The sequence below is a fragment of the Ensifer sp. ENS08 genome (genome assembly GCF_014852195.1).
Lineage (GTDB): Bacteria > Pseudomonadota > Alphaproteobacteria > Rhizobiales > Rhizobiaceae > Ensifer > Ensifer adhaerens.
Map to the genome: position 1 here is coordinate 87913 of NZ_JACVBF010000021.1, position 25414 is coordinate 113326.

A 25414-nucleotide genomic window follows, 5' to 3' on the forward strand; every position below is an offset into this window, starting at 1 on the left:
TTCAGGTGGCGTCAAAGCCTTACTGGTCGTTCAGCACCAACCCCTTGGTCAGCTCCAGCGCCTGGCGCTCGAAGAGACCGCGGTAGATGCCACCGTCGAGGCGGATCAGCGCGTCGTGCGTGCCCTCCTCGGCAATCCGGCCGTGGTCGAAGACCAGCAGCCGGTCGAGCGCCCGCACCGTCGAGAGCCGGTGCGCGATGACGAGCGTCGTGCGCCCCAGCATCAGCCGCTCCATCGCCTGCTGGATCAGCACTTCCGATTCCGAATCGAGGCTCGATGTCGCCTCGTCGAGGATCAGGATCGGTGCGTCCGCGAGGAACGCGCGGGCAATTGCGATGCGCTGGCGCTCGCCGCCCGAGAGCTTGACCCCGCGTTCGCCCACCAGCGTGCCGTAACCTTTCGGCAGAGCCGTGATGAAGTCGTGGGCGCTCGCAAGCCTTGCCGCCTTCTCGATCTCGCTCTGCGTGGCGTCCGGCCGCGCATAGGCGATGTTCTCCGACAGAGAGCGATGGAACAGGATCGGCTCCTGCTGGACGATCGCGATCTGCTGGCGCAGCGACGTCTGCGTCACCGATGCGATGTCCTGACCATCGATCCGGATCTCGCCGGCCTTCAGGTCATGCAGACGCTGGATCAGCTTGACGAAGGTCGTCTTGCCCGAACCTGAGTGCCCGACAAGACCGACGCGTTCGCCCTCCCGGATCGTCACTGAGAAGCGGTCGTAGAGCGGCTTGCGGTGCGCACCGTAGTGGAACGTCACATCCTTGAACTCGATGCGGCCGTCGGTGATGCGGATCGGCTTGGCATCCGCCTTGTCGTCGATACCGAGCGACTGGCCATGGATGTCGACAAGCTCTTCCATGTCGTTGATCGAGCGCTGCAGGTTGCGGATGTGCTGCCCGACTTCACGCAGATAACCCTGCAGGATGAAGAACGAGGTAAGCACGAAGGTGATGTCGCCGGCCGTCGCCTGGCCTTTCGACCAGAGGAACAGCGCAAAGCCGATCACCGCCGCGCGCAGGATGAGCAGCATGGCGCCCTGCGACGTGCCGTTGGTCGTGCCGCGGATCCAGGTGCGGCGCGTACGGTCACGCCATTTGGCGAGCACCTTGGCAAGGCGTGCGTCCTCGCGGCTTTCGCCGCCAAAACCCTTGACGACGATGTTGCAGCTCACGGCATCGGCGAGCGCCCCGCCGAGCTTGGTGTCCCACCGGTTGGCAAGGCTTGCCATCGGCGCGACGTAACCAAGCGACAGCACGATCGTCATCAGGATGAAGACGATCGACCCGATCCCGATGATGACGCCCATCATCGGCCAGTAGAACGACATCAGGATTGTCGATCCGACCAGCATCACGACGGACGGAAACAGGGCGACGAGCAAGGTGTCGTTCAAGAGATCGAGCGCCCACATGCCGCGGGTCACCTTGCGAACCGTCGATCCGGCAAAGCTGTTGGCATGCCAGTCGGTCGAGAAGCGCTGGATGCGGTAGAAGGCAGCCGACGCGATGTCGGTCATCATCTTGAGGGTCAGATCGGTGACCCCCAGGAAGGTGAGGTGCCTGAGAATGATCGCGCCGAGCGACAGCGCCATCAGCATCCAGAAGGCGGCAAGCGCCGCATCCCAGGCAAGCTGATCGGTCGCCACACCGGAAACGACGGCATCGACGAGCCGGCCCGAATAGAGCGGCGTCAGGACGTCAGCGAGCGTCGACAAGAGAACCATGCCGAGAATGACGCTGATGCGCAGCGGCTGCGCTTTCCAGTGAGACCAGGTGAATCCAAGAACGCTGCGGAACGCACCGCCGCGCAGGTCAATACGAGTAAAAGCCATAACAATCGCCCGATGCGCGACGCATCGGCCTCAAACAAGATCAGAATGGAATATGCCGTTAAAAGGAACCCAGCTTCCGATGCGGCATCATTGGAGTGACCGAATCCTCCGGAGAGGAAGGGCCAAGGTCAGCGAAACGAAATCCGACCTGGAAAAGACGAAAAGGCGAAAATGCCCTTCCCGGCCCAGTTCAAGACTGCACGCCGCCCCGTAGGGAGAAAGAAAAAGCTGGCATCTTTTGAAACCTCCCTGATTGGTTGCCGGAAGACGACCTATAGGCGAATCGCGCGCAACCGCCAAGTGCAGAAATCTTGCCATGGCGCCAATCGTCGCGGCTGCGACCTGTTTGCAACAGTCTCCGACATGCCTCCCGGGGTTTACGGCGGTGGGCTCTTCGTAGCAGAGTACGCCGCGATCGCCGACCGTGCATGCACGAAACGGCGGCATCTTGGGGAGGGTCCGCGACAACCGGCACCGGCAATGACCGGACGGCGATGCGCGGTGGGAGTGAATTGACAAGGTTCCGGTTCGATATCGTCGCGGCCCTGCTGCCGCTGATCATCCTTGGCTTCATGGCGTTTGCGGGGCCCGCGCGTGCTGTCGAGAAGCAGGAACTCGTGGTGGTCACCTCCTACCCGCCCTCCTTCTTCGAGCCCTTTCGCGCCGCTTTCGAACGCGCCAATGCCGACATGCGGGTGACGATCGTGCAGCGCAACACGGCGAGCGCCAGCCGCTTCGTCATTGAGAAGGCGGACGTGCCGGCCGACATCTTCTGGGCCTCGGCGGCCGATGCCTTCGAGCTCTTGAAACGCAACGGAAGCCTGCGCCCGATCGCGCCACGCAACACCGGCGCACCGGATCATGTCTTCGGTTATCCCGTAAACGACCCACAGGGCTACTATCTGGGCTTCGCGCTGTCGGGCTACGGCTTCGTCTACAATCCCGCCCATCTCGCCCGGAGCAAACTACCCGTGCCGGAGGACTGGCAGGATCTGCTGAACCCCGTCTATTCCGGCCAGATCGGCATCACCACGCCTTCCCGCTCGGGCACGACGCACCTGATCGTCGAAGCCTTGCTGCAAACCTACGGCTGGGAGAAAGGCTGGGCGATGCTGTCGCAGCTCGGCGGCAATCTCTCAACGGTTACCGCCCGCAGCTTCGGGGTTGCTTCCGGCGTGGCGCAGCGGCGCTTCAGCATCGGCATCACCATCGATTTCCTCGCCACCTCGCCGGATTTCGCCGGCGCCGGCAATGTCTTCGTCCTGCCGCCCGACACCGTGTTCGTGCCGGCAAGCATCGGCATTCTGTCCCGGGCGCGCAACGTGCCGGGAGCCGAACGCTTCGTCGATTTCGTGCTTTCGGAGGCTGGCCAGAAACTCCTGCTGTCGCCGGCAATCGCCCGTATTCCCGTCAATCCGGCGCTCAACAGCGGCCTGCTGCCGCAGGAAGACGGCGAGCGCCTGCTGAAATCCGGCGGCTTCGACGCCGCCCTGTCGGCGCGCAGATATGGCCTCGTCAATCTGATTTTCGACGACTATATCGTGCGCCGCCGGGCAACCCTTGCCCGCCTGTGGAAGAGGGCTGCGGATCTGGAGGCGATGAACATCGAAGATGCGCAACGGCTGAGCATGCTGGCTCGGGCGCGGCGGCTGTTGGGTCAGCCTCCGCTTTCGGCAAGCGAAGTCGCCAATGTTGCTGAGGCCCTGCAAGGCGAATGGCCCCGCGGCGTCGCCCGCTCCCCTGCCCACGCAGAACTCGCGAGCCGCCTGCGCGCACTGATCGAACAGAACCTCAACGAGGCGGAGCAGCTGCTGTCCTCGGCGGCGCGATCTGGCGGTCCCGTCAATCTCCATCCGTGGCGGCAGTGACGATGGCGGTTCTCGAAACGACCGCACAGCAGCCGCGCTGGCGCTTCGGCATCGGCGCCCGCCTCGTGCTGGCCTTTGTCGCGATCGTCGGGCTCGCTGTCGGCGCCTGCCTGGTCGGTTGGCTTTCCTACGAGCGGCTGTCGGGCGAACTGTCGCGCATGGCGGATGAGCAGATGCCGCAGCTCGCCTTCGCGTCGCGACTCTCCAAGGCCGGGGCCGACATCGGCTCCGTGACGTCGGTACTTGCCGGCGCCGAAAGCCGCGCCGAGTACAACGAGATCCGCGCCGTCTACGCGACGCGCCTCCAGACCCTTCGCGCCCTGCTCGAAGAAAACACGGCGCAGTCGAGCACGGCGGCGCTGCTGCCGCTCGCCGAGGCCATCGGCACCAATCTGAAAAAGATCGACCTTGCCGCGGGCAAGCGCTTCACGCTGCGCGAGGCGATGCGGTCGGACATCGACGAGTTGCGCTGGGTCCAGGCCGATCTTCTGGAAGAAGCCGATCCGTTGGTCGACGACATCCGCTTCAACATCGAAGCGGAGACCCGCAAGGGTCAGGGTGCGGCCGCACTCGCCGAACAGCAGAAGAGCGAAGCGCTGCTGACCGTCGTCTCCCAGGCGAACCTTGCGACAGGCCTGATCGGTCGGCTGGTCAACGCCACGACCGAAGAGGAAATGCAGGAGACCAACGCCTTTCTCGGCGACAGCGCCGACGAACTGGCAAGCCGCATCCGCTCGCTCGACAGCTGGCCCGACAGCATCACCGTTCGGCAGCTTGCCGGGCGCATTCTCGACCAGTCCAACGCCTCGACGGGCATACCCAATCGCAAGCGCTCGGAAATGCTGCAGGCCAGCACACTTGCCGAACTTGCCGGCGAAAACGGCCGGCTCGTCGAGGAGCTTGGCCGCAAGATCGAAACGGAAGTGATCGCGATCGAGGCAAGCGCCGGGGACGCCGCCCGGCGCGCGGCTGCGGCAATCGAGACCGGGCGAAGCCTGCTGGTCGCGATCGCCATTCTCTCGGTGCTCGTCGCAAGCGCGATCGGCTATTTCTACGTCCACCGCAACCTCATTGCCCGTATCCGCCTGCTGGCGACGGCCGCCGGCGCGATCAGCGGGGGCCGGCACTCCACGGCGATCCCGCCGCCCGAGGCCGACGAACTCGGCGACCTCTCGCGTGCGCTCACCCTCTTTCGCCAGACCCGCGACGAGCTGATCCAGTCGGCAAAGCTTGCGGCCCTCGGCCAGATGGCGGCCGGCATCGGCCACGAACTCAATCAGCCTCTAGCCGCCCTTCGCGCCCATATTCACAGCGCCGCCACTCTAATCGGCCGCGGCAAGGGCGAGCAGGCCGTCAACAACCTCGACAAGATGAAGGGGCTGACGGGACGCATGGCAGACCAGATCAGCCATATCCGCCGCTTTGCCCGGCGGCCGGACGCGCAGCTGCGGCCGGTCGATCTCACCGCGGCGGTGCGGGACGCCCTCAGCCTGCTCGAACACCGTTTCGAGGAGGAGAACGTCGCCCTCGATCTTTCGTTGCCGCAGGACAGTTCGGCCATGGTCATGGCCGAACCGGTCCGGCTCGAGCAAGTCGCCGTCAATCTCGTCGGCAACGCGCTCGACGCCGTCGCTGGCCAGCCACTTCGGCGCGTGAGCGTCAGCGTTGAAGTCACCGGCGGCGTCGCCCGGCTGATCGTCGACGATACCGGGCACGGCATCGCCACGGAAAACCTGCCAGCCGTGTTCGATCCCTTCTTCACCACCAAGCCGGTAGGCTCGGGGCTCGGTCTCGGCCTGTCGATCTCCTACAACATCGTCAAGGATTTTGGCGGCGACATCACGATCCTCGACACCGGCCCGGCCGGCACACGATTCCTCGTATCCCTGAAAGGCCCGGAATGAGACCGGAAGCGGACATCATCCTGATAGACGACGACGCCAGCGTGCTTGAGGCCTGCTGCCAGGTGTTGGAACTGGAGGATTTCACAGTCTCCCCGCACGGTTCCGTCGTCTCGGCGCTCGCCGGCCTTCGCGCCGACAGCGACACCGTGATCGTCTCGGATGTGCGCATGCCCGATCATGACGGCTTCGACCTGGTCGCCGCCGTGCGCAAGATCGATCCCGATATCCCGATCGTGCTGATGTCCGGACATGGCGATATCCCGATGGCGCTACGTGCAATGCGCGAAGGCGCCTGGGATTTCCTGGAGAAGCCAGCCGATCCGGTGCACCTGATCGAAACCGTGCGCCGGGCCCGCGATCACCGTCGCCTGCTGCTGGAAAATCGGCGGCTGCGCCTCTCCGTCGACAAGGACGGCTGGGAGACGCGGCTGATCGGCCATTCGGCGCCGATGGTGGCGCTGCGCGAAAAGCTGCAGCGCATCGCTGCCGCCAGCGCCGACGTGCTGATCATCGGCGATACCGGCACCGGCAAGGAAGTGACCGCAAGGGCGCTGCACGATTTCAGCGGCCGCAAGGGCCGTTTCGTCGCCGTCAACTGCGGCGCCATCCCCGAGACCATGCTCGAATCCGAGCTTTTCGGCCATGAGGCCGGCGCCTTTACCGGCGCGCGCGAAAAGCGCATCGGCAAGATCGAATATGCCGATGGCGGCACGCTGTTTCTCGACGAGATCGAGTCCATGCCGATCGCAGCCCAGGTGCGGCTGCTACGCGTCCTGCAGGAGCGCGTCATCGAACGGCTCGGATCGAACGTCGAACTGCCGGTCAACATCTGTGTGGTGGCGGCAACGAAAGCCGACCTGCACGATGCCGCGCGGCGGGGAGAATTCCGCGAAGACCTCGCCTACCGCCTCGACATCGCCCGGGTCGAACTGCCGCCGCTCGCGCGCCGCAAGGGCGATGTCGGCCTCCTGTTCCAGCACTTCCTCAGCCTTGCCGCAAAGCGCCAGGGGCGCACTGCGCCGCCGGTCGGCGTCGATCTGCTGGCCGATCTCAACGCCCGGCCCTGGCCCGGCAACGTGCGTGAACTGCGCAATGTCGCGGAACGCTTCGTGCTCGGGCTCGAAGAGCGCCCAGACAGCGAAGCCACGACCGCAGGCGGCGAGACGTTGGAAGCGCAGATGGACCGGCTGGAGCGGACCATCATCATCAACAGTCTCGCCAGACATGAGGGCCGCGTGGGTGCGACCGCCGATGCGCTCGGCATTTCCCGCAAGACGCTCTATCTGAAGATGCGCAAGTTCGACATCGACGCCCGGGCCGATGGCGACGAGGGGTAATGTTACCCTTTTGACCCCGCCTCGCCCGCCCCGATGTTACCCTTCTTACCCATCCCGACGTGAAACTGGCTGGTTTTGCGGGGTTTTTCGATCTGGCACGGGCCTTGCTCTCAATAGGACAGCCGCCAAGCACTGGCGGTCTATTGGGAGGAGATACCTATGTTGAAAACCATCGCAGCAGCGATGCTGATGTCGGCTGCCTTTATCGTGACGGCCCACGCCCAGGACGGTGGCAAGGTGACGATCGTCACTTCGTTCTCCAAGGACGTGACCGATCCGTTCAAGGCGGGCTTCGAGGCCGCCAATCCCGGCTTTACCCTCGACGTCCAGAACAAGAGCACCAGCTCGGGCGTGAAATACATCGACGAGACCAAGGTCAACAACCAGGTCGACCTGTTCTGGGCGTCGGCGCCTGACGCCTTCGACAGCCTGAAGAGCAAGGAACTGCTGGCGAAGTTCACCCCGTCGGTGACGGGACTGCCCGAAAAGGTCGGCTCCTATCCGGTCAACGATCCGGACGGCTTCTACTTCGGCTTTGCCGCGTCGGGCTACGGCATCATGTCGAACGACCGCTACCTGGAAGCCAACAACCTGCCGAAGCCGGCCGAATGGGGCGACCTCGCCAAGCCGGAATACTTTGACCACGTCGCCATCGCCGCCCCGTCGCGCTCCGGCACCACCCACCTGACGATCGAGACGATCCTGCAGGGCGAAGGCTGGGACAAGGGCTGGGGCACGCTCAAGGGCATCGGCGGCAACCTGCAGCAGGTGACCGAGCGCTCCTTCGGCGTTCCGGACGCCGTCAACTCCGGCCAGACCGGCATCGGCATCGTCATCGACTTCTTCGCCTTCTCGGCCCAGGCGAGCGGCTTCCCGGTGAGCTTCGCCTATCCGTCGGTCACGACGGTCGTGCCGGCCAATATCGGCATTGTCGCCAATGCCCCGAACCAGGCCGGCGCCGAGGCCTTCGTCAACTACATCCTGTCGGAGAAGGGCCAGGAAGTCCTGCTCGAGCCGGCGATCCGTCGCCTGCCGATCAACCCGGCGCTCTACGCCAAGGCGCCCGAAGGCTTCCCGAACCCCTTCAAGGATCCGCGCTTCCAGTCGATGATCACCTTTGACAGCGACGTCTCGAAGAAGCGCACGGATGTCGTCGACACGCTGTTCGACCAGCTCATCTCCTTCCAGCTCGAAAACCTGAAGGGCGCCACCCAGGCGATCCATGCGGCCGAAAAGGCGCTCGCTGCTAACGAACAGCCGGCGGCCCGCGCGCTTCTTGACGAAGCCAAGGCCCTGGCTGCCGCCATGCCGATCACGGCGGAGGAGGCAGCCAGCAAAGAAACGCGCGACGCCTTTACCGGCGGCGAAGAGAAGACCGCACGCCAGGCGGAACTGGAGCAGAAGTGGGCCGCGTTCGCGACGGAGAAATATGCCGCCGCCAAGGCCAAGGCTGAAGAAGCCCTGAACCTCGTCGACTAACGCGCGACAGCGACCGCCTGCCCAACTGGCGGGCGGTCATGCTCCCAAAACATCATAGCTTCGCCGACCCTGGCGCGCCTTGCGCGCGCCCGGTTGGCCGAACTCATTCCGGAGTCTGCCCCATGGCGCTCGTCGCTTCCGTTCCCATCAGGCCCGCCGCGGCCAAACCAGGCCAGATCCTGGCGGTCTCGGTGATCGCCCTGTTCCTGGCGATCTTCCTGGTCATCCCCGCCGGCACTGTCATCTACACCGCCTTCACCGAGAAGGGCACCGGTGCGCTGACCATCGTCAACTTCATCGACTTCTTCAACACCGACCTCTTCCGCCGGTCCTTCTTCAATTCGGTCTATGTGTCCGGCATGTCGGTCGTCTGGGCGAGCGCCATTGCGCTGCCGCTCGCGGTGCTCACGACCCGCTTCGACTTCCGCGGCTCGCTCATCATCCAGACGCTCGGCTTCGTGCCCCTGATCATGCCGCCCTTCGTCGGCGCGGTGGCGATGCAGCTTCTCTTCGGCCGCAACGGCACGGTGAACCTGCTTCTCAACGACTGGTTCGGCATCCGCATCCCCTTCATGGAGGGGCTGAACGGCGTCATCTTCGTGCAGTCGCTGCACTATTTCCCCTTCATCCTGATCAACCTGTCGACCAGCCTGCGCAATATCGACCGGTCGATGGAGGAAGCTGCCCAGAACCTCGGCTCCTCCGGCTTCCGGCTCTTCCGTCGCATCGTCTTTCCGCTTGCCATGCCCGGCTATCTCGCCGGCGCGTCGCTCGTCTTCGTCAAGGTCTTCGACGATCTGGCGACACCGCTGCTCCTCAACGTCAAGGACATGCTGGCGCCGCAGGCCTATCTCCGCGTCACCTCGGTCGGCCTCACCGACCCGATGGGCTACGTCATCTCGGTGATCCTCATCGCGGTATCGATCTTCGCCATGTGGCTTTCGGCGGTCGCCATGCGCGGCAAGGACTATTCGACCGTGCAGCGTGGCGGCGGCGGCCTTTCCAGGCGCAAGCTCAGCCGCGGCGAAAGCGTCATCGCCTATGGCGTCGTCGCTCTGATCCTTCTCCTGGTGCTCTCGCCACACATCGGCCTGTTGCTGCTGTCTTTCGCAACCGTATGGTCGTTCAGCCCGCTGCCCGATGCCTACACCGTCGCGCACTACGGCCGGGTTTTCGGCGAGAGTTCGCTCTACATCAAGAACACGCTGATCTACGCCAGCCTTGCGGGCCTGATCGACGTCGTCATCGGCGGCGCCATCGCCTATCTGGTGCTGCGCACCAAGGTCGTCGGCCGCCGCTGGCTCGATTGGGCGGCCACCGCAGCGCTCGCCATCCCCGGCGTCGTGCTCGGCATCGGCTATCTCCGGACCTTCTACGGCATCACGCTGCTCGACGGTACACCGCTTGCAACGCTCTGGGTCATGGTGGTTTTGGCGCTTGCCATCCGCCGCCTGCCTTATGCGCTGAGGGCCTGCTACGCCGCCCTGCAACAGGTGTCGGAATCGCTCGAAGAAGCGGCTGAAAACCTCGGCGCCACCAAGCAGCGGACCATCCGCCGCATCGTCTTGCCGCTGATGACCGGCGGCCTGCTTGCCGGCTTCGTCACCAGCTTCTCGACGGCCGCCGTCGAGCTCTCGGCAACGCTGATGCTGATCCAGAGCAACTCGGACGCGCCGATCGCCTACGGGCTCTACGTCTTCATGCAATCGCCGGCCGGTCGCGGTCCGGGCGCAGCCCTCGGCGTCATCGCCGTGATCATGGTCGCGCTCTGCACGCTCCTGTCCCACTACGTCATCGAGCGCCGCCAGAAGGCGCTCGGGACGGCAAAGTAATTCGGGAGGAAACAATGACAGTGAACATCAACAGCGCCGCACTCGCCGCCGGCCCCGCCAAGGCGATCAGCATCAGCGACGTCAATCTCTACTACGGCGCGCTGCACGTCCTGAAGAACATCAATCTCGAAATACAGCCGGGGGAATTCTTCGCCTTTCTCGGCCCGTCCGGCTGCGGCAAGACCACGCTTTTGCGGTTGATCGCCGGCTTCAACAACGCCCGTCAGGGCAAGGTCGTGATTGGCGGACAGGACGTGCTCGACATGCCCGCATGGAAGCGCGACATCGGCATGGTCTTCCAGTCCTACGCGCTCTGGCCGCACATGACGGTCGCCGCCAATGTCGCCTTCGGCCTTGAAGAACGGCGCCTGCCACGCGCCGAGGTCGACCGTCGGGTCAAGGCGGCGCTGGACCTCGTCGGCCTCAAGCACCTCGCTGATCGCCGCCCGTCGCAACTTTCCGGCGGCCAGCAGCAGCGCGTGGCGCTCGCCCGCACCATCGCGATCGAACCGAAGGTGCTGTTGCTCGACGAGCCGCTGTCCAACCTCGACGCCAAGATGCGTGTCGAAGTCAGGCGCGAGCTGCGCGAGTTGCAGCAGCGGCTGCAACTGACGACGATCTTCGTCACCCACGACCAGGAAGAGGCCAACACGGTCTGCGACCGGATCGCCGTCTTCAACGAGGGCAGCATCCAGCAGGTGGGAACGCCGATGGGGCTCTACGAGAAGCCGGCCAACCTCTTCGTCGCCAACTTCCTCGGCACGGCCAACATCCTCGACGGCAAGGTGGCCGGCATCGGCGCTGCCAGAAGCTTCGAGGTCGTGGGCGGCGGCTCCATCCCGATCCCTGCGGGGACCGAGGTCCCCGCAGGCGCCAAGCTCGTCTTCCGGCCGCAATATGCGACGATCGGCAGCCTCGAGCCCGGCGCCGTCGCGCTCGAGGGCATCATCGCGCATCGCGAGTTCCTGGGCGCGACCGTGCGCTATGGTGTCAGGATTGGGGCGGCGACGGTGCTGATCGACGCGCCGTTCCATTCCGGCGACGCGCTTCTCGAACCCGGCGCGACGACGACGCTCGGCCTCAAGCCGTCGTCGGCGCAATGGCTCGCCCACTAGAGCATACGACGCGCGTCCGCCGGTCTCGCCGGCGGGCGCCAGCTTTCCCATTTCAAGCAGCGCCAGATCGCTGACACCCGAGTTCCGCATGAAAAGAGATCTCCCAAGCCTCATCCTCATCCGCCACGGCGAAACCCAATGGAACGTCGCCGGCCGCCTGCAGGGCCGCAAGGACACGCCGCTGACCGCCAATGGCGTGCGCCAGGCACTCGCCGTCGGCCTGCGACTTGCCGAACGGATCGCCGACGAGGAAAAGACCCTGACCTTCTGGGTGAGCCCGCTCGGCCGCGCCCGCCAGACCGCATCGATCCTCGCCGACACCTGGTCGATCCCCTTCGATCGTTTTGCCGAGGCGGCTGCCCTTGCCGAACGCTCCTATGGCGCCTGGGAGGGGCTGGCCCATGACGAGATCGAGCGCGATCTTGCCGATCAGTACGATGCGCACAGCGCCGACCCGTTCGACTATTCGATGCCGGGCGGCGAAAGCCGGACTGCGCTTTCAGCGCGCCTTCAGGCCTGGCTCGACACGCTCGACCGCGGCCGCCGCCATGTCGTCGTCACCCATAGCGGTTGCCTCAGGGCCCTGCGCGGCATCTACACCGCCGCCTCGCGCGACGAGATTCTTGCCTATCGCGAGCCGCAGACCGCCTCGTTCCTTCTGACCGCGGGTCGCGAGACCATGCTCGACGTGCCCCTCAACATCCTACGCGCCCTTGGCTGCGATGGCGCAGGAAGGACCGTCTGGATCTGATCGACAAGGCCGCCGCAACCAACCACAAGAAACGCCGCGCATGGAAACCATGCGCGGCGTTCGATGTTCAGAGCGATGTGCTGCCGCCTCAGAAACTCACCTTCAGCTTGGCGTTGACGCCGTGGTCGGAAACGCCTGAGGCGATCTGGCCGGTGTAGTTGACGCCGAAGGTCGCGGCCGGAGCGATTTTGAAGTCGATGCCCGCTTCGACGAGTGCCGCATCCCGGGCAATCGGCGCACCGCCGACGGTAAAGCCCTGGCCGCCGGCAAAGGCAAGCGTGGAGGTCGGCACGACATCGCCGAAGGCATGGCGCCAGCCGACGGTGCCGCTCAGAACTGCCGCCGTTTCGCCGAAAGAAACGTCGGTCGAGGTGCGCACGCCAATCGTCGTGAAGGTCGTGTCGTTGTTGTTCGAGCGGCCGGCGAGCGCCGCTGCCCCGCCCTTTTCACGGAAACTGTCCGTGTCGAGGTTGAGATAGGCGAGATTGGCGAAGCCTTCGAAATCGAAGCGACTGGCACTCGCGGCATAGCTCGCCTCGCCGAAGATCTGGGCGGTGCGGGCGTCATAGGCCGCCGACAGGCTGTCGTCGAAACCGCCGAAGGACACGCTGCGCGCCGTTTCGATGCGATGCCAGCTATAGGTCGCACCCGCTGTCAGCGACAGCGCGCCAAGCCCGGTCCCGGCATAGGCACCGATGTGGTAGTTGTCGCTGTCCCCGGAGGAACGACGGTCGACCACATCGAAGGACGAGCGGCTGTAGCCGCCGAAGAGGCCGGCGCGCCAGTTGTCGCCGACGAGGCCATCGGCGCCCATGAGAAAGCCGCCGACGTTACGCTGGAAGCCCGCCGCATTGCCGTTGCCATCCGTATCGCCCCAAGTGCCGAAGGCCTGGCTCCAGAAGGCGAAGCGCTCGGTATCTGCCGCAACGCTTTCGATGCCGCCTTCGCCATAGGCGAGCACTGGCGTCGCCTTGGTGCTGTCATCGCCGAAAGCCGTGCGGATGCGGTTGGTGGCTGCAGCGTTCAGGAGCAGGCCGTCCTGCAGCAGCATACCCTTGGTCGAGGCATGGATTTCACCCGAGAGCTGGTCGAAGGCAAAACGCGCCTGCGCGCGGTCGAGGTTGGTGAGCGCCGAATAGGCTGCATTGGAGAAGCCGAGGCTTTCAGCGGCGATCGCCGTTGCCCGCTGGTTGGCGGTTTCCGTGACATCCGCGAAGCGGATGTCGTTGCGGCTGAGTGTCAGCGTCACGTTGTTGGCGTCGTAGCCGAGCGTCGGATCGAGGAAGACGAGGCTCGATGCGACGTCGGCAAAGGTACCGGTCACGCCGCCGGCCGCCGTCAGGATCGTGTAGTTGGTCTGCGGCGCATAGCTGCCATTGGCTGCGAGCGCCAGGACAGAGCCGCCGTTGAGCGTCGCCTTGCCTGACGCGACGATCTTGTCGCTCTCGCCCTTGTCGTTGGCCTCGACCTCATAGGTCGAGCCCGCTGCAAAATTGATATCTCCGGCAACGTTGAGCGTGCCGATCGAATTGCCGGGGGCAATCACGCCGCCGTCGGCAATCGTGATGCTGCCGAACGTCCCGATGCCGCCGATGGCGCCGTCCTTTTCGATGGTGAGCCCTGAAGACGAGGCGATCGACCCTTGCACCGAAAGCAGGCCGGACTTGACCACGGTCGCGCCGGTATAGGTGTTCTGGCCGTTAAGCACGAGCGCGCCGGCGCCGAGCTTAGTGAGACCGCCGCTGCCGCTGATCGCCTTGTTGATGGCAACCACGTTGGCGGCGTCCGCCACGTCGAGCGCGCCACCGGCACCTTCGAGAACGATATCGCGGTTGATCTGATGCATGTCGCGACCGGCGATCCTGAGGGCCCCGCCATCGAGCCTCAGCTTGGCCGCAGCGCTGCCAAGCGCAGCGTCCTCTTCGACCACAACGGTACCTCCGTCGGTCACCAGCGTTTCGCCGATGAACGAATGATCGTCGATGCAATAGTCGCGGATCGCCTGCTGGAAGCGCGGATCGCTGCTCTTGCAATCAAGCAGCGTCTTCTTCTCCTGGTCGGTCAGACCGGCCAGAATTGGCAGGCCGTTCTCGTCGGCGATCTGGCCGAGATAGACGTCGTTGCGCATGTTGTTGCGGCTAAGGTTGAAGACCTTGCCCTTCTCGGCGAAGGTCGATGCCTCATCGCCCCAGACGATCCGGGTCCTGGCCGTCGCTGTCGCCGGATCCGTGTAGTTCTGCAGCACCGGACCGACCCAGCGCACCGTGTGCGCAACCGGCTCGTGGTCCGAAAGCGGCGTCTTCGATCCATCCGGATTGGTCACGTAGCTGACGTCGGTGATGACGCCCGAATAGGGATCCTTCGGATCGTCGGCCAGCGTCCACCACTTGCCGAAGGGACGCGACGCCAGGAAGTGATCGATCTTGACCCGGTGCCAGCTTGCCCAGGTGTTGGTGGCGTCTTCGCCGTGCGACGGCCAGGTGACACTGCCGTCGTTCAAGCCATGCGGCGAGAACTGCTCGCGCTCGTTTGGAAGCTGCAAGATCTGGAACTGCTTCTTCAGGATGTTCATCGTCTGCGGCAGGTTGCCGGCAACCGGGTACATCTCGTCGGCAAAGAGGCCAGAGGGAACAGTCGAGCCGTTGATCGCCGAAGCACTCTTGCCCTTCCACGCAACGATATAGGCGTCGAGCTTCTGCTGATCCTTGGCATAGTCGCGCAAGAGGCTCAGATAGAAGCTGTTGCTCGGGCTCTTGACGTAGGTCTTCAGCAGCAATTCCTGCTGGCTGATCGAATGCAGGCCACGTTCCGAGACATCGCCGGCATTGAAATCACCGGTGAGGATGATCGGCCGCGTCTCGGACTTCGCCCATTGATTGATGCCCTTGGCCTCGCTGATGCGGGTCGTCGGCGGGTCGTAATAGTTGAGGTGAGTGGTGCCGACGACCACCTGCGGCTTGCTGACGGTCGGATCGACCACCGTGTAGGTCACAATGTCGCCGAGTGTGCTGGCGCCGAAGGTGCCGGGGAGACGCGAGAACACGCCGGTATCGCTGTCCTGGCGCGTCGCGTAGGTGCCAAGGCCCGCATTCTTCAGGATGCCGGGAATGTCGCGTGCGTAGGTGCTGTTGGCGCGGAACTCCTGGAAGGTCAGGATGTCGTAGTTCCCCTTGACGAAGAAGTCCGACATCACGCTCGGGTTGGCCTTGAAGCGGTCCAGCCAGGTGTTGAGCGTCAGGATCTTCATGCTGTCGTCGGCGGCGCGCGCCTCGGCCGCCGAGAGCGTCAGGCTCGTTCCGCACAGAAGGATCGCCGTCGCCAGGCGCAACGGTTGCGCAAGGCGCGCAAAAGCCCGCACCCCGCGGAGGTGGTGTCCACGTTGTCTCATATCTTGCTCCAATGTCGCGATGCGAACACGCTCCGTCACAAGACCTTCATGGCGATGGTATTGATGTGCGGAAGAGTTCGCTGAAATGTACGATTACGGACATTAAGCGAGTCAAATGTCAGTTTTACAACATTTCATGGGCGCCATAAAATTTCGCGCGGCCCATAGGTGCTGCGCTGATTTCCTTGGAGATCGGCGTCGGCCCTATGGTAGCAAAGCGTGCTGAGGGGCAATCAGGATGAGGGTGATGGACGATCGGGATATTGCGGATGGGGACAAGAAGACGCGCCGGCAGGCGCAGCTTCTCAGCCACCTCGAGAAGAACCAATATATCTCGATCGAGGAGATCACCGGCCTGTTCGGCGTCACCACGCAGACGGCACGGCGCGATATCATGGCGCTCGAACAGGAGGGCAAGGTGCGGCGCCTGCACGGCGGCGCGACCATTGCGACCCCGGTTGATCCCAACATCTACCGCCAGCGGCGCATCGACAACGCGGAGGTGAAGGAACGCATCGGGCAACTGACCGCCGAGCTTGTTGCCGACGGCGCTGCCGTCTTCCTCGACACCGGCACGACCTGCGAAGCGGTGGCGCGCGGCCTGCTCAAGCGCCGCGATCTTCGTGTCGTCACCTACAGTCTGCGCGTCGCAACCACGCTCAGCGAAAGCAGCAGCTTTGCTGTCGCGGTGCCCGGCGGCTTCGTGCGGCAAGTGGATGCCGGCGTGTTTCGCGAGGAGACCGCCGACTATATCCGCAAGTTCAAATTCGACGTCGCCGTCATCTCGGTCAGCGGCATCGATCAGGACGGCGATATCGGCGACGACGACCATGCCGAAGTCGCCGCCGTCTCGGCCGCGATGCGCCAGGCCGAGCGGGTGATCCTCGCCGTCGACAGCAGCAAGTTTGGCCGGCGTGCGCTGGTGCGTCTGGCTTCGCTTGCCGATATCGATGCGTTGGTAACCAATGAATTGCCGGAGGAGCGTCTCGTCTCCCTACTGCGCGAACACGGCGTCAGCATTCATTGCTAGTGTAAGGGCCGAAGCGATGGAAGCCCGCGGCGATCTCTTGCCAGGGGCTTGAAACCTTTGGTGCGGCACCACACATAGTCATCAAGAAATTGCCCGTGGAGCCTGACGGACATGATCAACCGAAGGCTCCGGGCGTAGTTCGCGCGCAAACGCTGACCACGGATGTACTGGCAGTGTGACGCAGCGAGCGGGAAAAGGTCGGCATTGCCGGCCTTTTTTGTTTTGAACGCCGGCGAAGGCTCATATGGCCGGCCCTACCAGCGAAGCGCCCAGCGGCCGCCCAACGCCCCAAGCACCGTCAGCATGAGGACCGCGATCGTGTACCAGGTCGCGACGAAAAGCGGTGAATCGTCCGGGCAGTGGGCCGCGTAGAAGGTCGCGGCGATGCCGCCGGCCGCGAGCCCTGCCAGGGCGCCTGCAAAGCCGGGGCGCGCCGGCGCACCATGGCGCAGTGCGAGAAGGAACAGCGCCAAGGGCGCAAGGCCGATCAGTGGAATGAAGGTCATGCAGACGAGATAGTTGGTTCCGACGAGTTTCGTCGTCCAGGTATCGGATGGCACCGCAAGAAGCTCGAGCAACACCCCGCCGACAACGAGCGCCGGCGCGACGGCAAGGTAGGGCATCAGCTTGCGCGGATCCGCGTCGGGCCATGCGGCAACGCGCATGGCCGCAAAAGCGACCGCAGCGAGCGCGATCGTCACCACGAATTTGAACAGGAAACGCACGGTCTCGGCGGCAGCGGCGATATCCGGCCGCGGCCCGAGCAGGATCGAGAACGCGACGCCGGCAAGAACGAGCGCACCGATGGCGACGCCCGACCATACGGTGTTCATCGGCAGGCCGGGTCGCCGATTGTCCGCTGCGAGAGCCTTGATAAGGTCGTTCGTGTCCATCTCAGTTTCGTCCAAATCGGCGGGCGATTGCAGCAAGGCCGCGGTGAAGCGCGACCCGAACCGCCGTTTCATTCATGTCCAGTTTCTGTGCCGTCTCGGCCACCGTGAAACCCTCGATCGAAATCGCGTTGACCACTGAGCGCTGTCCTGGGGCCAGCCCCTCCAGCGCCCGGCCGATTTCCCAATCCCTGGCCTTCTCCGTCTCCACGCTTGCCAGCGTGTCTTCAAGCCCCTCGATGCCCACCGTCGGGCGGCGGGCCTGACGACGCACGGCATCGACGTATTTGTGCCTGGCAATGGCGTGCAGCCATGGGATGACAGGCGCATCCTCCCGCCAGGTGTGGCGCTTGACGTGCGCTGCCAGCAGCGCCTCCTGCACGACGTCCTCGGCATCGACGCCTCCGCCGATGGTCCAGCGCCGGGCCCAGCCACGGATCGCCTGTGCTGCGTCCCGCAGGAAGTCGGCATAGGCCTTTTCGTCGCCGGCCACAGCCGCGCGGAGAAGTCTTGCGAGATGTTCGTCGTCCGCGCCGCTCACCCGCGCCTTTCCTCCCCATTCGCCGATTCCCGGCGTTTGTTACACGGCTATCTCAAATTCGCGGCCGCTGTCTGCTCAGACCGACCTCGCGAGCCCATCACGAAAGCGTGTTGCCAACGTTATGTAACGCCCGGTGTCGCCGCGGCGAAAGACCCGATGTGCGCCTCAGACAGGACGCACGGGAACAGTTCAACACGGAGACAATATGATGTCCATGAAGTCCACGATCAGCAGCGCAATGCTGGCAAGCGCGGTCGCCGCCGCCCTGTCGTCGCTCGCGGTTGCGAGCCCACTGACTGAAGCGCAGGTCAAGTCCGCCATGGATGCCGGCAAGGAGAAATGCTTCGGCGTCGCGCTCAAGGGCCAGAACGATTGCGCCGCCGGCCCGGGCACGACGTGCCAGGCAACATCCACCGTCGACTATCAGGGCAATGCCTGGAAATTCGTCGACGGCGGCACCTGCACGACGATGAAGCTGCCCGACGGCCGCATGGGTTCGCCCGAGGCGCTTTCGCGCGACATGCCGTCCTGATCGATCGCAATTCAGGAACGGGACGCGGGGCGATCGCGTCCCGTTCCGCCTCGGTTTTCAAGGGGTAGCGGTCCAGGGACGTTCCCACCCGCCATCCAGGTCTCAGGATTATGACGGGATTGGCAATGCGCACATCAACGGACAACGGCAGCAGACTTGCCCCGGTAGGCCCTCGCCTGCCGAAACACGAAATCGCCGGGCTCGCCGGAACGAGCTTCAAGCATCAGCACCTCCAGGCGATCCTTGCCGATGATGCCTGCGGCGGCTTCTTCGAAATTCATGCGGAGAACTACATGGGTGCCGGCGGACCGCCGCATGCGGCGCTCGCCCGCATTCGCCAGGATTTTCCGGTGTCTCTGCATGGTGTCTGCATGTCGATCGGCGGCCCACAGCCGCTCGACAGAGCGCACCTGGGGCGGTTCAAGGCACTGGTCGACCGCTATGAGCCGGCCCTCGTCTCCGAGCATCTCGCCTGGTCGAGCCACGAGACCACCTTCTACAACGATCTCTTGCCGCTGCCCTACACCGAGGCGACCGTTGCCCGCGTCGCCGATCATATCGACGAGGTCCACGACGCGATCGGCCGCCGGCTGCTGCTCGAAAACCCGTCGACCTACGTCACCTTCCAGGATTCGACGATGAGCGAGACGGTATTCATCCGAGAACTGGTGATGCGCACCGGCTGCGGGCTGCTGCTCGACATCAACAATGTCTTCGTTTCCGCCACCAACCAGGGCTATTCGGCGCTTGCCTATCTCGATGACTTCCCACTTGAACATGTCGGAGAAATCCACCTTGCCGGGCATGCGGAGCAGCAAGACGACGAAGGCGACCTGCTCCTGATCGACAGCCATGACGGGCCGGTTGCCGACGCCGTCTGGAAACTCTACGACATCGTCATCGCCCGCGTCGGCGCCATCCCGACGCTGATCGAGTGGGACAGCGCCATTCCGGACTGGCCGGTCTTGAAACGCGAGGCCACGGCGGCGCAGACGATCCTCGATGCCTACGGGCAGCGGATATCGCGGGAGAAGATCCGTGTCCGCGCCTGACGGGTTGCTCCCCATGCCTCTTGACCGCATCGGCAATTATGCCGCCGGTTTCGTGCCGCCGCTGCTCGCACCTGACCGGCCGACGCCGGCTCTGGTCGCCGGCCCGAACGGCAAGGCGGCGGTGAAGCGCTTCAATGTCTACCGCAACAACGTCACCGTCAGCCTGATCGAAGCGCTGGCGGCGACCTTCCCGGCGACCGAGCGCATTACCGGTGAGGCCTTCTTTCGCGCCATGGCCCGCTTTCACGTGCGCGAAACACCGCCAGTCTCGCCGCTGCTCTTCGAATATGGCCGCGACTTTCCGGGTTTCATTGCCCGCTACGAGTATGCCCAATCCATGCCATGGCTTGCCGATGTAGCAAGGATCGAACGGGCCTGGCTCGACGCCTATCACGCCGCCGACGCCCCGGCGCTTCCGCCTTCTGCACTTTCCCTGATTGCGCCCGAGCAGCTCGGCGGCGTCGTCTTCGATCCGCATCCGGCGACCAGGCTTGTCCGTTCCGATTATCCGGCCGTCACGATCTTTGCCGTCAACCGCGAGAGCGGGCCGGTCGGACGAATCGAAACGGCTGATGCGGAGAGCGCGCTGATCACCCGCCCTGACCTGGAGGTCATCGTTCGCCGTCTCGCGCCCGGCGCCGATCTTCTGCTTTCGCGGCTGCTGGCAGGCATCCCCCTCGCCGCGGCTGCCGCGGATGCTGCCACGCAATGCCCCACGCTTGATCTCGCAGCCGCAATCGCCACCGCGCTCGAAGCGGGGGCCTTTACGGCAACTCATCACGGAGGATGAAACCATGATGTCCGCATCCAGATTTTCGCAAAACGGGCATACAGCCGATCTGTCGCAATGGACCCGTCGGGCGAACCGAGCCGTCGGCGCGCTCGCGCCGCTCTGGCTCTCCCAGCTTGTCCTGCGCGTCGGCCTTGCCGTTCCCTTCTTTCGGTCAGGCATGAGCAAGTGGGACGGGTTCCTGCAATTGAACGACGTGGCGGTCCTGCTGTTCAGCTCGGAATTCCGGCTGCATCTACCCGGCGGCCCCTATCCCTATCCGGCTCCCGCCGTGACGGCCTTTGCCGCCGGTTCGGCGGAAATCATTCTTCCCATCTTGCTTGTCTTCGGCCTGGGAACGCGTTTTGCCGCCCTCGGGCTGCTGGTCATGACAATTGTTGTGCAGCTGACCGTACCGGACGGCTGGCCCATCCACATCACCTGGGCTGCCATGGCGCTCGCGCTGATGGCCTCGGGTCCCGGGAGGCTGTCGCTCGACCACGCATTGTGCGCCTGGCGCAAGGGCGAGCGATAGGCCGCGCGCGATCCCGGCGCCTGCTTTGACCGCAGGCAGCGCCCTTCAATTCGGGCGCAGCCGAACCGGAGTATCGACGATCAGCTTGGTCCAGTCGTCAATGAACCGGGAGCGCTGCAGCCGGTCCTGCGCGGCAAGCAAGGCCGGGCCGATCCGGATCGGCCGGCCGATCCCGGACTCCACCAGTTTTTCGGGTCCGTCGACCTCGGCCGGCAGTGCGCCGCTCCGCGAGAAGAAAAACGCTTTCTCCCGTGCCGCGTCCTGTCCTCGTTCGGACAGCAGATAATCGAGGAAGCGACCGGCAAGCTCGGGGTGCTTGGCGCCAATCGGAACCAGGGCGCCGCGGCTGAGGATCAGCGTGTAGTCGCGCGGCAGCACGATCCTGAGCTTGCCGTTACGTCGCGCCGCGGCATAGGCGTAGGAGCCGAGGATGTTGTAGCCGATATAGACGTTACCGCTGTCGAGTTCAGACAACACCGCATTGTTGCAGCAGCGCAGCACGGCTTCGGCGCGGCTGAGGCTTTCGAGCAGACGGCCGTAGGTCGTCGAGGCCTGCTGGGCATCGAGGAAGGCCAGCAGATAGCCGATGCCGGACTGGCGCAGGTCGTAGGTGCCGATGCGGCCGCGATAATAGTCCGGTTTGAAGCGCAGCAGGTCGGTGAGCTCGCCATGGGTGTGCGGCACATCCTCCGGCGGCACGAAATCCTTGTGGTAGACCATGACGGAGGGCTCGAAGGTAAAGCCGAAGACCTCGTCACGCCAGTTCGCCCAGGCCGGCACGTCGCGGGTTTCCGGCGAGACATGCGCGAGCGCACAGCCGTCGTTTGCAAGCTTCACCAACTGATCGACGGACGAAGACAGCAGGAGATCACCGAAAGACTGCTTCAATCGGCAGGCGATGTCAGCGTCCCGATAGAGATCGTTGGTCACGTAGTCCGTATAATCGATGGCGACATCGCGCGCCATCTCTTGAAAATCGCGGATCAGCGGCTCCATCGCCTCGATGTCGGTCGCGCCGTTGATGACAAGCCGGCCGCGCTCGGCGTCGAGCGCCGGAAAGAACGCCCGCGTGCCCTCGACCGCGCCGGTCGGGCTGGCAAAGCCAAGGACCGCAACAAGTGCGATCGGTCGAAGTTGCCGCCACATCCTCATGTTCCCTCCCGATAAAGGGGAACATCGAGAATGACGGTGAAGTCGCGCGCGCCTTTCTCCAGAAACCGAACTGTGCCGCGATGCGCCACCGCCACCTCCGCCGCGATTGCAAAGCCGAGCCCCATGCTTCCCTCTCCCGTCTTGGAACTGACGAACCGCGTCGTGACCGCCGCCCATTCTGCTGGCGGAATGCCGGGACCGTCGTCGGCGACCTCCACCAGGGCCCGGTCATCCTCGCGCCTCACGCGCACGGCCAGCCGTTGCTCGACACCATGCTGCAGCGCGTTGTCGATGATATTGGCTATCGCCTCACGCAGGCTCACCGCATCGCCGCGCACGAAGACCGGCTCGGCACTGTCCTCGAAGGAAACGACGACGTCCGGGTCGACTGTAATCGGCACCGTCGAGCGGAAAGCCTTCCGGGCGATATCGCCAAGGTCGACGGGCTTGAAGCGCACGGAATCGGACCGGTGGATGACCATGGCATGGCTGAGCAACTGGTTGGTGAGGCGCGCCAGCTGGCTGACGCGGTCCCGCACGCGCCCGAGATGCCGCTTGCGGTTGACGTCGAGGTCGTCGTCTTCGAGCATGTCGACCTGTGCCGAAAGGGCCGTCAGCGGCGTGCGTATCTGATGCGCCGCATCGGCGATGAAGCGCTGAAGCAAGGTGACGCGCTCGTCGAGGCGGCCCATGAAGTGATTGATCGACCCAACGAAAGGCTTGAGCTCCCTGGGCATGTCGGCCTCGACGGGGGTCAGATCCTGCGGATCGCGGGCACGCAGCGTCGCTGCGAGCGCGTCGACCGGCAGCAGCGAATAGCGGATGGCAAGCACGGTACCGGCAAGCGCAAGCAGGCTCATGATGCCGACGAGGATCATTGCGCGGGTCGTCAATTCCCCGGCAAGCCCGCGCCGCGCTTCGGTCGTCTGCGCCATGACCACATAGGCCCAGCCAGAAAAGGACGGATCCGAAAGCGCCCGCGAGACCACGGCCACGCGGACCGGCACGTTGCGATATTCCGTCGTCAGGAACACCGGGCCGGCCCGCGCCGCGGTGACGTCGACGCCGGTGTCGAGATCGTCGTAGCCGGTCAAGGTTCGGCCGTCGGGGCCAACCACGCGATAGAAAATGCGGTCGCGCTCGGCAAGGCCAAGCAACTCGAAGGCCGACGACGGCAGGGTCACGCCCAGATTGCCCGCGTCCACGGTCATGTTCGCAGTGATCTGGATCGCCGCCCCGAGGAGCAGCCGGTCATAGGCATCGTCGGCGGCCGCGCGGGCATAGTACCAGGCGGCGGCGGAAAGCAGCGTCGCACCACCACAAAGCACCAGCGCCACGCGCAGCACGAGCCGCCAGAAGAGCGAGGTTTCACGCCGCTTCATCGGCCACCAGTTGATAGCCGAGACCGCGGATGGTGACGATGCGCACCGACGAGCCCTCGATCTTCTTGCGCAGCCTTCCGACATAGAGTTCGACGGCGTTGGGGTTGACGTTTTCGTCGAAACCGAAGAGCCGATCGAGCAGTTCGTCCTTGCTGAAAACCCGGCCCGGCCGGGCGGCCAGCACTTCGAGAAGCGTGATCTCGCGCCGCTTGAGCTGGACCTCGCGGTTGCCGACCCGCACGGAGCGGCTGTTGCGGTCGAGCACCAGATCGCCGCACTCGATGAGGTTGGTCGGGTCGCCCTGGCGGCGGCGCAGGAGCACGCGCGTGCGCGCTTCGAGCTCGCGGAAATCGAACGGCTTGACGAGATAGTCGTCGGCGCCAAGGTCCAGCGCGCCGACCCGGTCCTCGATTTCAGAACGCGCCGTCAGCACCAGCACCGGCGTCGTCTTTTTCCGGGCGCGCAGATGGCGCAGGATCTCAAACCCGTCGAGCCCCGGCAACATGACGTCGAGGATCACGAGATCATAGTCGGTAAATTCGAGTATGTCGGCGGCGGCTTGACCGTCCGTCTGCCAATCGACGGTGTGCCCGACCTTTTCCAGTCGCCGGCTGATTGCCTCCCCGACATCCCTCGTGTCCTCCACCAGAAAGATGCGCATGGGCAAGCAGTGACACGGAAGATTTCACCGATCAACCCGACGGATCTGACCGCTTTCGTGACAGCGTGGTGACAGGTTCGCGGAGGAAAGAGGACTGCCTGATCGCGACAACGGGAGATGCGGCCAGGGTCTGGAGGACAATCATCGCCGAGGCATTTTCAGGCGGCCGCCACGCGGTCCGTCGATGCGCGGGTCGATGCCGTCCGGATCCTGGATGTCACGGTGGAGGCAGGCGCGCGATAGCGCCTTTGAAAGAAGACCTCATGGATGGGAGAGAGACCATGACCCGAACCTTTGTGAAGACCCTTCTGGCGGCCGGCTTTTTCGCCGCCGTGGCATCGCCCGCCGGTGCGGAGCCGTCGAAGCCCGAGTGCCTGGCCGGCGCCAAGCCCGGCGGCGGCTTCGACCTGACCTGCCGGCTTGCCGCCAATGCGCTGCTCGAAGCCAAGATCATCGGCAAGCCGATGGCCGTTACCTACATGGAAGGCGGCGTCGGTGCGGTTGCCTATAACCACGTCATCGGCAAGCGCGGCGCCGACAGCAACCTGATCACCGCTGCTTCCTCCGGCTCGGCGCTCCTGATCGCCCAGGGCAAGTTCGGGCAATATGACGAAACCGCCGTGCGCTGGCTCGGCGCGCTCGGCGCCGACTACGGCGTGCTCGTGGTCGCCGCGGATTCCCCCTACAAGAGCCTCGGCGAGCTGATCGCCGCCTACAAGGCAAGCCCGACCGACTTCTCGGTCGCCGGCGGCGGCGCTGTCGGCTCGCAGGACTGGATGAAGGGCTCGCTCTTGGCAAAGGCTGCGGGACAGGAGCCGAAGCAGATGCGCTACGTCGCGCTTGAAGGCGGCGGCGCGGTACTGACGGCGCTCGAAGGCGGCCACGTCAAGGTCGGTGCCGGCGATGCGGCGGAGATGTCCAAACACCATGCGGCCGGCAAGGTCCGCGTGCTCGCGGTCATGGCGCCCGATCGCCTGCCGGGCGAACTCGCCGAAGTGCCGACCGCCAGGGAACAGGGCGTCGACATCGAATGGCCGGTCTGGCGCGGCTACTACGTCGGCAAGGACGTCTCCGACGCCGACTACAAATGGTGGGCCGATGCTTTCACCAAGCTCGCCGCAACGCCGGAATTCGTGAAGGAGCGGGAGGCGCGCGGCCTCTACGAATACACTCAGGTGGGCGACGCCTTCGACCAGCAGGTCAAGGCGGACGTGGCACGCTTCAAGATCATCGCCAAGGAAGCCGGCATGTAAGCCGGACGGTGGAGCGGGACAGTCTCCCGCTCCGCTTGTTTGCCACCACTTTACGGGCTCCCTGCCGATCGTCTCATCCGGCCGGATTGAAGACCCGTTCCCTGACGTA

General features: G+C 64.6%; 20 protein-coding genes. 13 read left to right on the forward strand and 7 right to left on the reverse strand.

Annotated features, from left to right (window positions below; all coding sequences use genetic code 11):
• Positions 1-19 precede the first annotated feature (19 nt).
• Positions 20-1834, reverse strand: coding sequence for an ABC transporter ATP-binding protein (locus IB272_RS30610; protein ID WP_060519951.1), 1815 nt, complete (start codon positions 1832-1834; stop codon positions 20-22).
• A gap of 512 nt (positions 1835-2346) precedes the next feature.
• Here IB272_RS30610 and IB272_RS30615 point away from each other — a divergent pair.
• The 7 genes from IB272_RS30615 to IB272_RS30645 all read left to right on the forward strand — a co-directional run bounded on the left by IB272_RS30615 (position 2347) and on the right by IB272_RS30645 (position 12120).
• Positions 2347-3702: an extracellular solute-binding protein gene (locus IB272_RS30615; protein WP_060529140.1), complete on the forward strand. Its 1356-nt coding sequence runs from the start codon at positions 2347-2349 to the stop codon at positions 3700-3702.
• Positions 3703-3704: 2 nt separating this feature from the next.
• Positions 3705-5606, forward strand: coding sequence for an ATP-binding protein (locus tag IB272_RS30620; RefSeq protein ID WP_090299154.1), 1902 nt, complete (start codon positions 3705-3707; stop codon positions 5604-5606).
• The gene (locus IB272_RS30625) at positions 5603-6943 is read left to right on the forward strand and encodes a sigma-54 dependent transcriptional regulator (protein WP_090299151.1); all 1341 of its coding nucleotides are present in this window, start codon (positions 5603-5605) and stop codon (positions 6941-6943) included. The genes IB272_RS30620 and IB272_RS30625 overlap by 4 nt, the downstream gene beginning before the upstream one ends.
• A gap of 159 nt (positions 6944-7102) precedes the next feature.
• Positions 7103-8422 (forward strand): extracellular solute-binding protein, encoded by a 1320-nt coding sequence (locus IB272_RS30630; RefSeq protein ID WP_060643977.1) that lies wholly within the window; start codon positions 7103-7105, stop codon positions 8420-8422.
• A 122-nt stretch (positions 8423-8544) separates the two neighbouring features.
• Positions 8545-10254, forward strand: coding sequence for an iron ABC transporter permease (locus IB272_RS30635; protein ID WP_090299148.1), 1710 nt, complete (start codon positions 8545-8547; stop codon positions 10252-10254).
• Positions 10255-10268: 14 nt separating this feature from the next.
• Positions 10269-11369 carry an ABC transporter ATP-binding protein gene (locus IB272_RS30640; RefSeq protein WP_060606212.1) on the forward strand — a complete coding sequence of 367 codons (1101 nt, stop codon included), beginning with the start codon at positions 10269-10271 and terminating at the stop codon, positions 11367-11369.
• Between the two features lie 88 nt (positions 11370-11457).
• Positions 11458-12120 (forward strand): histidine phosphatase family protein, encoded by a 663-nt coding sequence (locus IB272_RS30645; RefSeq protein ID WP_060606209.1) that lies wholly within the window; start codon positions 11458-11460, stop codon positions 12118-12120.
• Between the two features lie 88 nt (positions 12121-12208).
• On the opposite strand, the gene IB272_RS30650 is transcribed toward IB272_RS30645, so the two are convergent.
• The gene (locus IB272_RS30650) at positions 12209-15508 is read right to left on the reverse strand and encodes an autotransporter domain-containing protein (protein WP_192445662.1); all 3300 of its coding nucleotides are present in this window, start codon (positions 15506-15508) and stop codon (positions 12209-12211) included.
• Between the two features lie 238 nt (positions 15509-15746).
• Between IB272_RS30650 and IB272_RS30655 the strand changes: the two genes are divergently transcribed.
• On the forward strand, positions 15747-16538 hold the full coding sequence (locus tag IB272_RS30655) for a DeoR/GlpR family DNA-binding transcription regulator (RefSeq protein WP_113135501.1): 792 nt from the start codon (positions 15747-15749) through the stop codon (positions 16536-16538).
• Between the two features lie 254 nt (positions 16539-16792).
• Here the strand turns inward: IB272_RS30655 and IB272_RS30660 are convergent, their stop codons facing one another.
• Both IB272_RS30660 and IB272_RS30665 read right to left on the reverse strand, forming a co-directional pair.
• Complete coding sequence (locus IB272_RS30660) at positions 16793-17431, reverse strand: NrsF family protein (protein WP_060606203.1); 639 nt, start codon at positions 17429-17431, stop codon at positions 16793-16795.
• A gap of 1 nt (position 17432) precedes the next feature.
• Entirely contained in the window at positions 17433-17969 is a 537-nt protein-coding gene (locus tag IB272_RS30665) for a sigma-70 family RNA polymerase sigma factor (RefSeq protein ID WP_060519968.1), read from the reverse strand.
• Positions 17970-18177: 208 nt separating this feature from the next.
• Here IB272_RS30665 and IB272_RS30670 point away from each other — a divergent pair, with 208 nt between their 5' ends.
• The 4 genes from IB272_RS30670 (at position 18178) to IB272_RS30685 (ending at position 20857) form a co-directional block, all read left to right on the forward strand.
• Positions 18178-18501: a DUF2282 domain-containing protein gene (locus tag IB272_RS30670; RefSeq protein WP_034790329.1), complete on the forward strand. Its 324-nt coding sequence runs from the start codon at positions 18178-18180 to the stop codon at positions 18499-18501.
• A gap of 125 nt (positions 18502-18626) precedes the next feature.
• Entirely contained in the window at positions 18627-19553 is a 927-nt protein-coding gene (locus IB272_RS30675; RefSeq protein ID WP_083523684.1) for a DUF692 domain-containing protein, read from the forward strand.
• Positions 19554-19566: 13 nt separating this feature from the next.
• A complete protein-coding gene (locus IB272_RS30680; protein ID WP_060519970.1) occupies positions 19567-20343 on the forward strand; it encodes a DNA-binding domain-containing protein in 777 nt (258 codons plus the stop codon).
• Between the two features lie 7 nt (positions 20344-20350).
• Positions 20351-20857, forward strand: a complete 507-nt coding sequence (locus IB272_RS30685; RefSeq protein WP_110818763.1) for a DoxX family protein — start codon at positions 20351-20353, stop codon at positions 20855-20857.
• Between the two features lie 45 nt (positions 20858-20902).
• On the opposite strand, the gene IB272_RS30690 is transcribed toward IB272_RS30685, so the two are convergent.
• Genes IB272_RS30690 through IB272_RS30700 form a run of 3 tightly spaced genes read right to left on the reverse strand, consistent with a single transcriptional unit; the run spans position 20903 to position 24052 of the window.
• On the reverse strand, positions 20903-22003 hold the full coding sequence (locus IB272_RS30690; RefSeq protein ID WP_113135500.1) for an ABC transporter substrate-binding protein: 1101 nt from the start codon (positions 22001-22003) through the stop codon (positions 20903-20905).
• A gap of 2 nt (positions 22004-22005) precedes the next feature.
• Complete coding sequence (locus IB272_RS30695; RefSeq protein ID WP_060606194.1) at positions 22006-23391, reverse strand: sensor histidine kinase; 1386 nt, start codon at positions 23389-23391, stop codon at positions 22006-22008.
• Positions 23378-24052: a response regulator transcription factor gene (locus tag IB272_RS30700; RefSeq protein ID WP_034790222.1), complete on the reverse strand. Its 675-nt coding sequence runs from the start codon at positions 24050-24052 to the stop codon at positions 23378-23380. Before IB272_RS30700 ends, IB272_RS30695 begins: the two co-directional genes overlap by 14 nt.
• A gap of 281 nt (positions 24053-24333) precedes the next feature.
• Here IB272_RS30700 and IB272_RS30705 point away from each other — a divergent pair, with 281 nt between their 5' ends.
• Entirely contained in the window at positions 24334-25305 is a 972-nt protein-coding gene (locus IB272_RS30705; protein ID WP_034790224.1) for a tripartite tricarboxylate transporter substrate-binding protein, read from the forward strand.
• Positions 25306-25414: the final 109 nt, after the last annotated feature.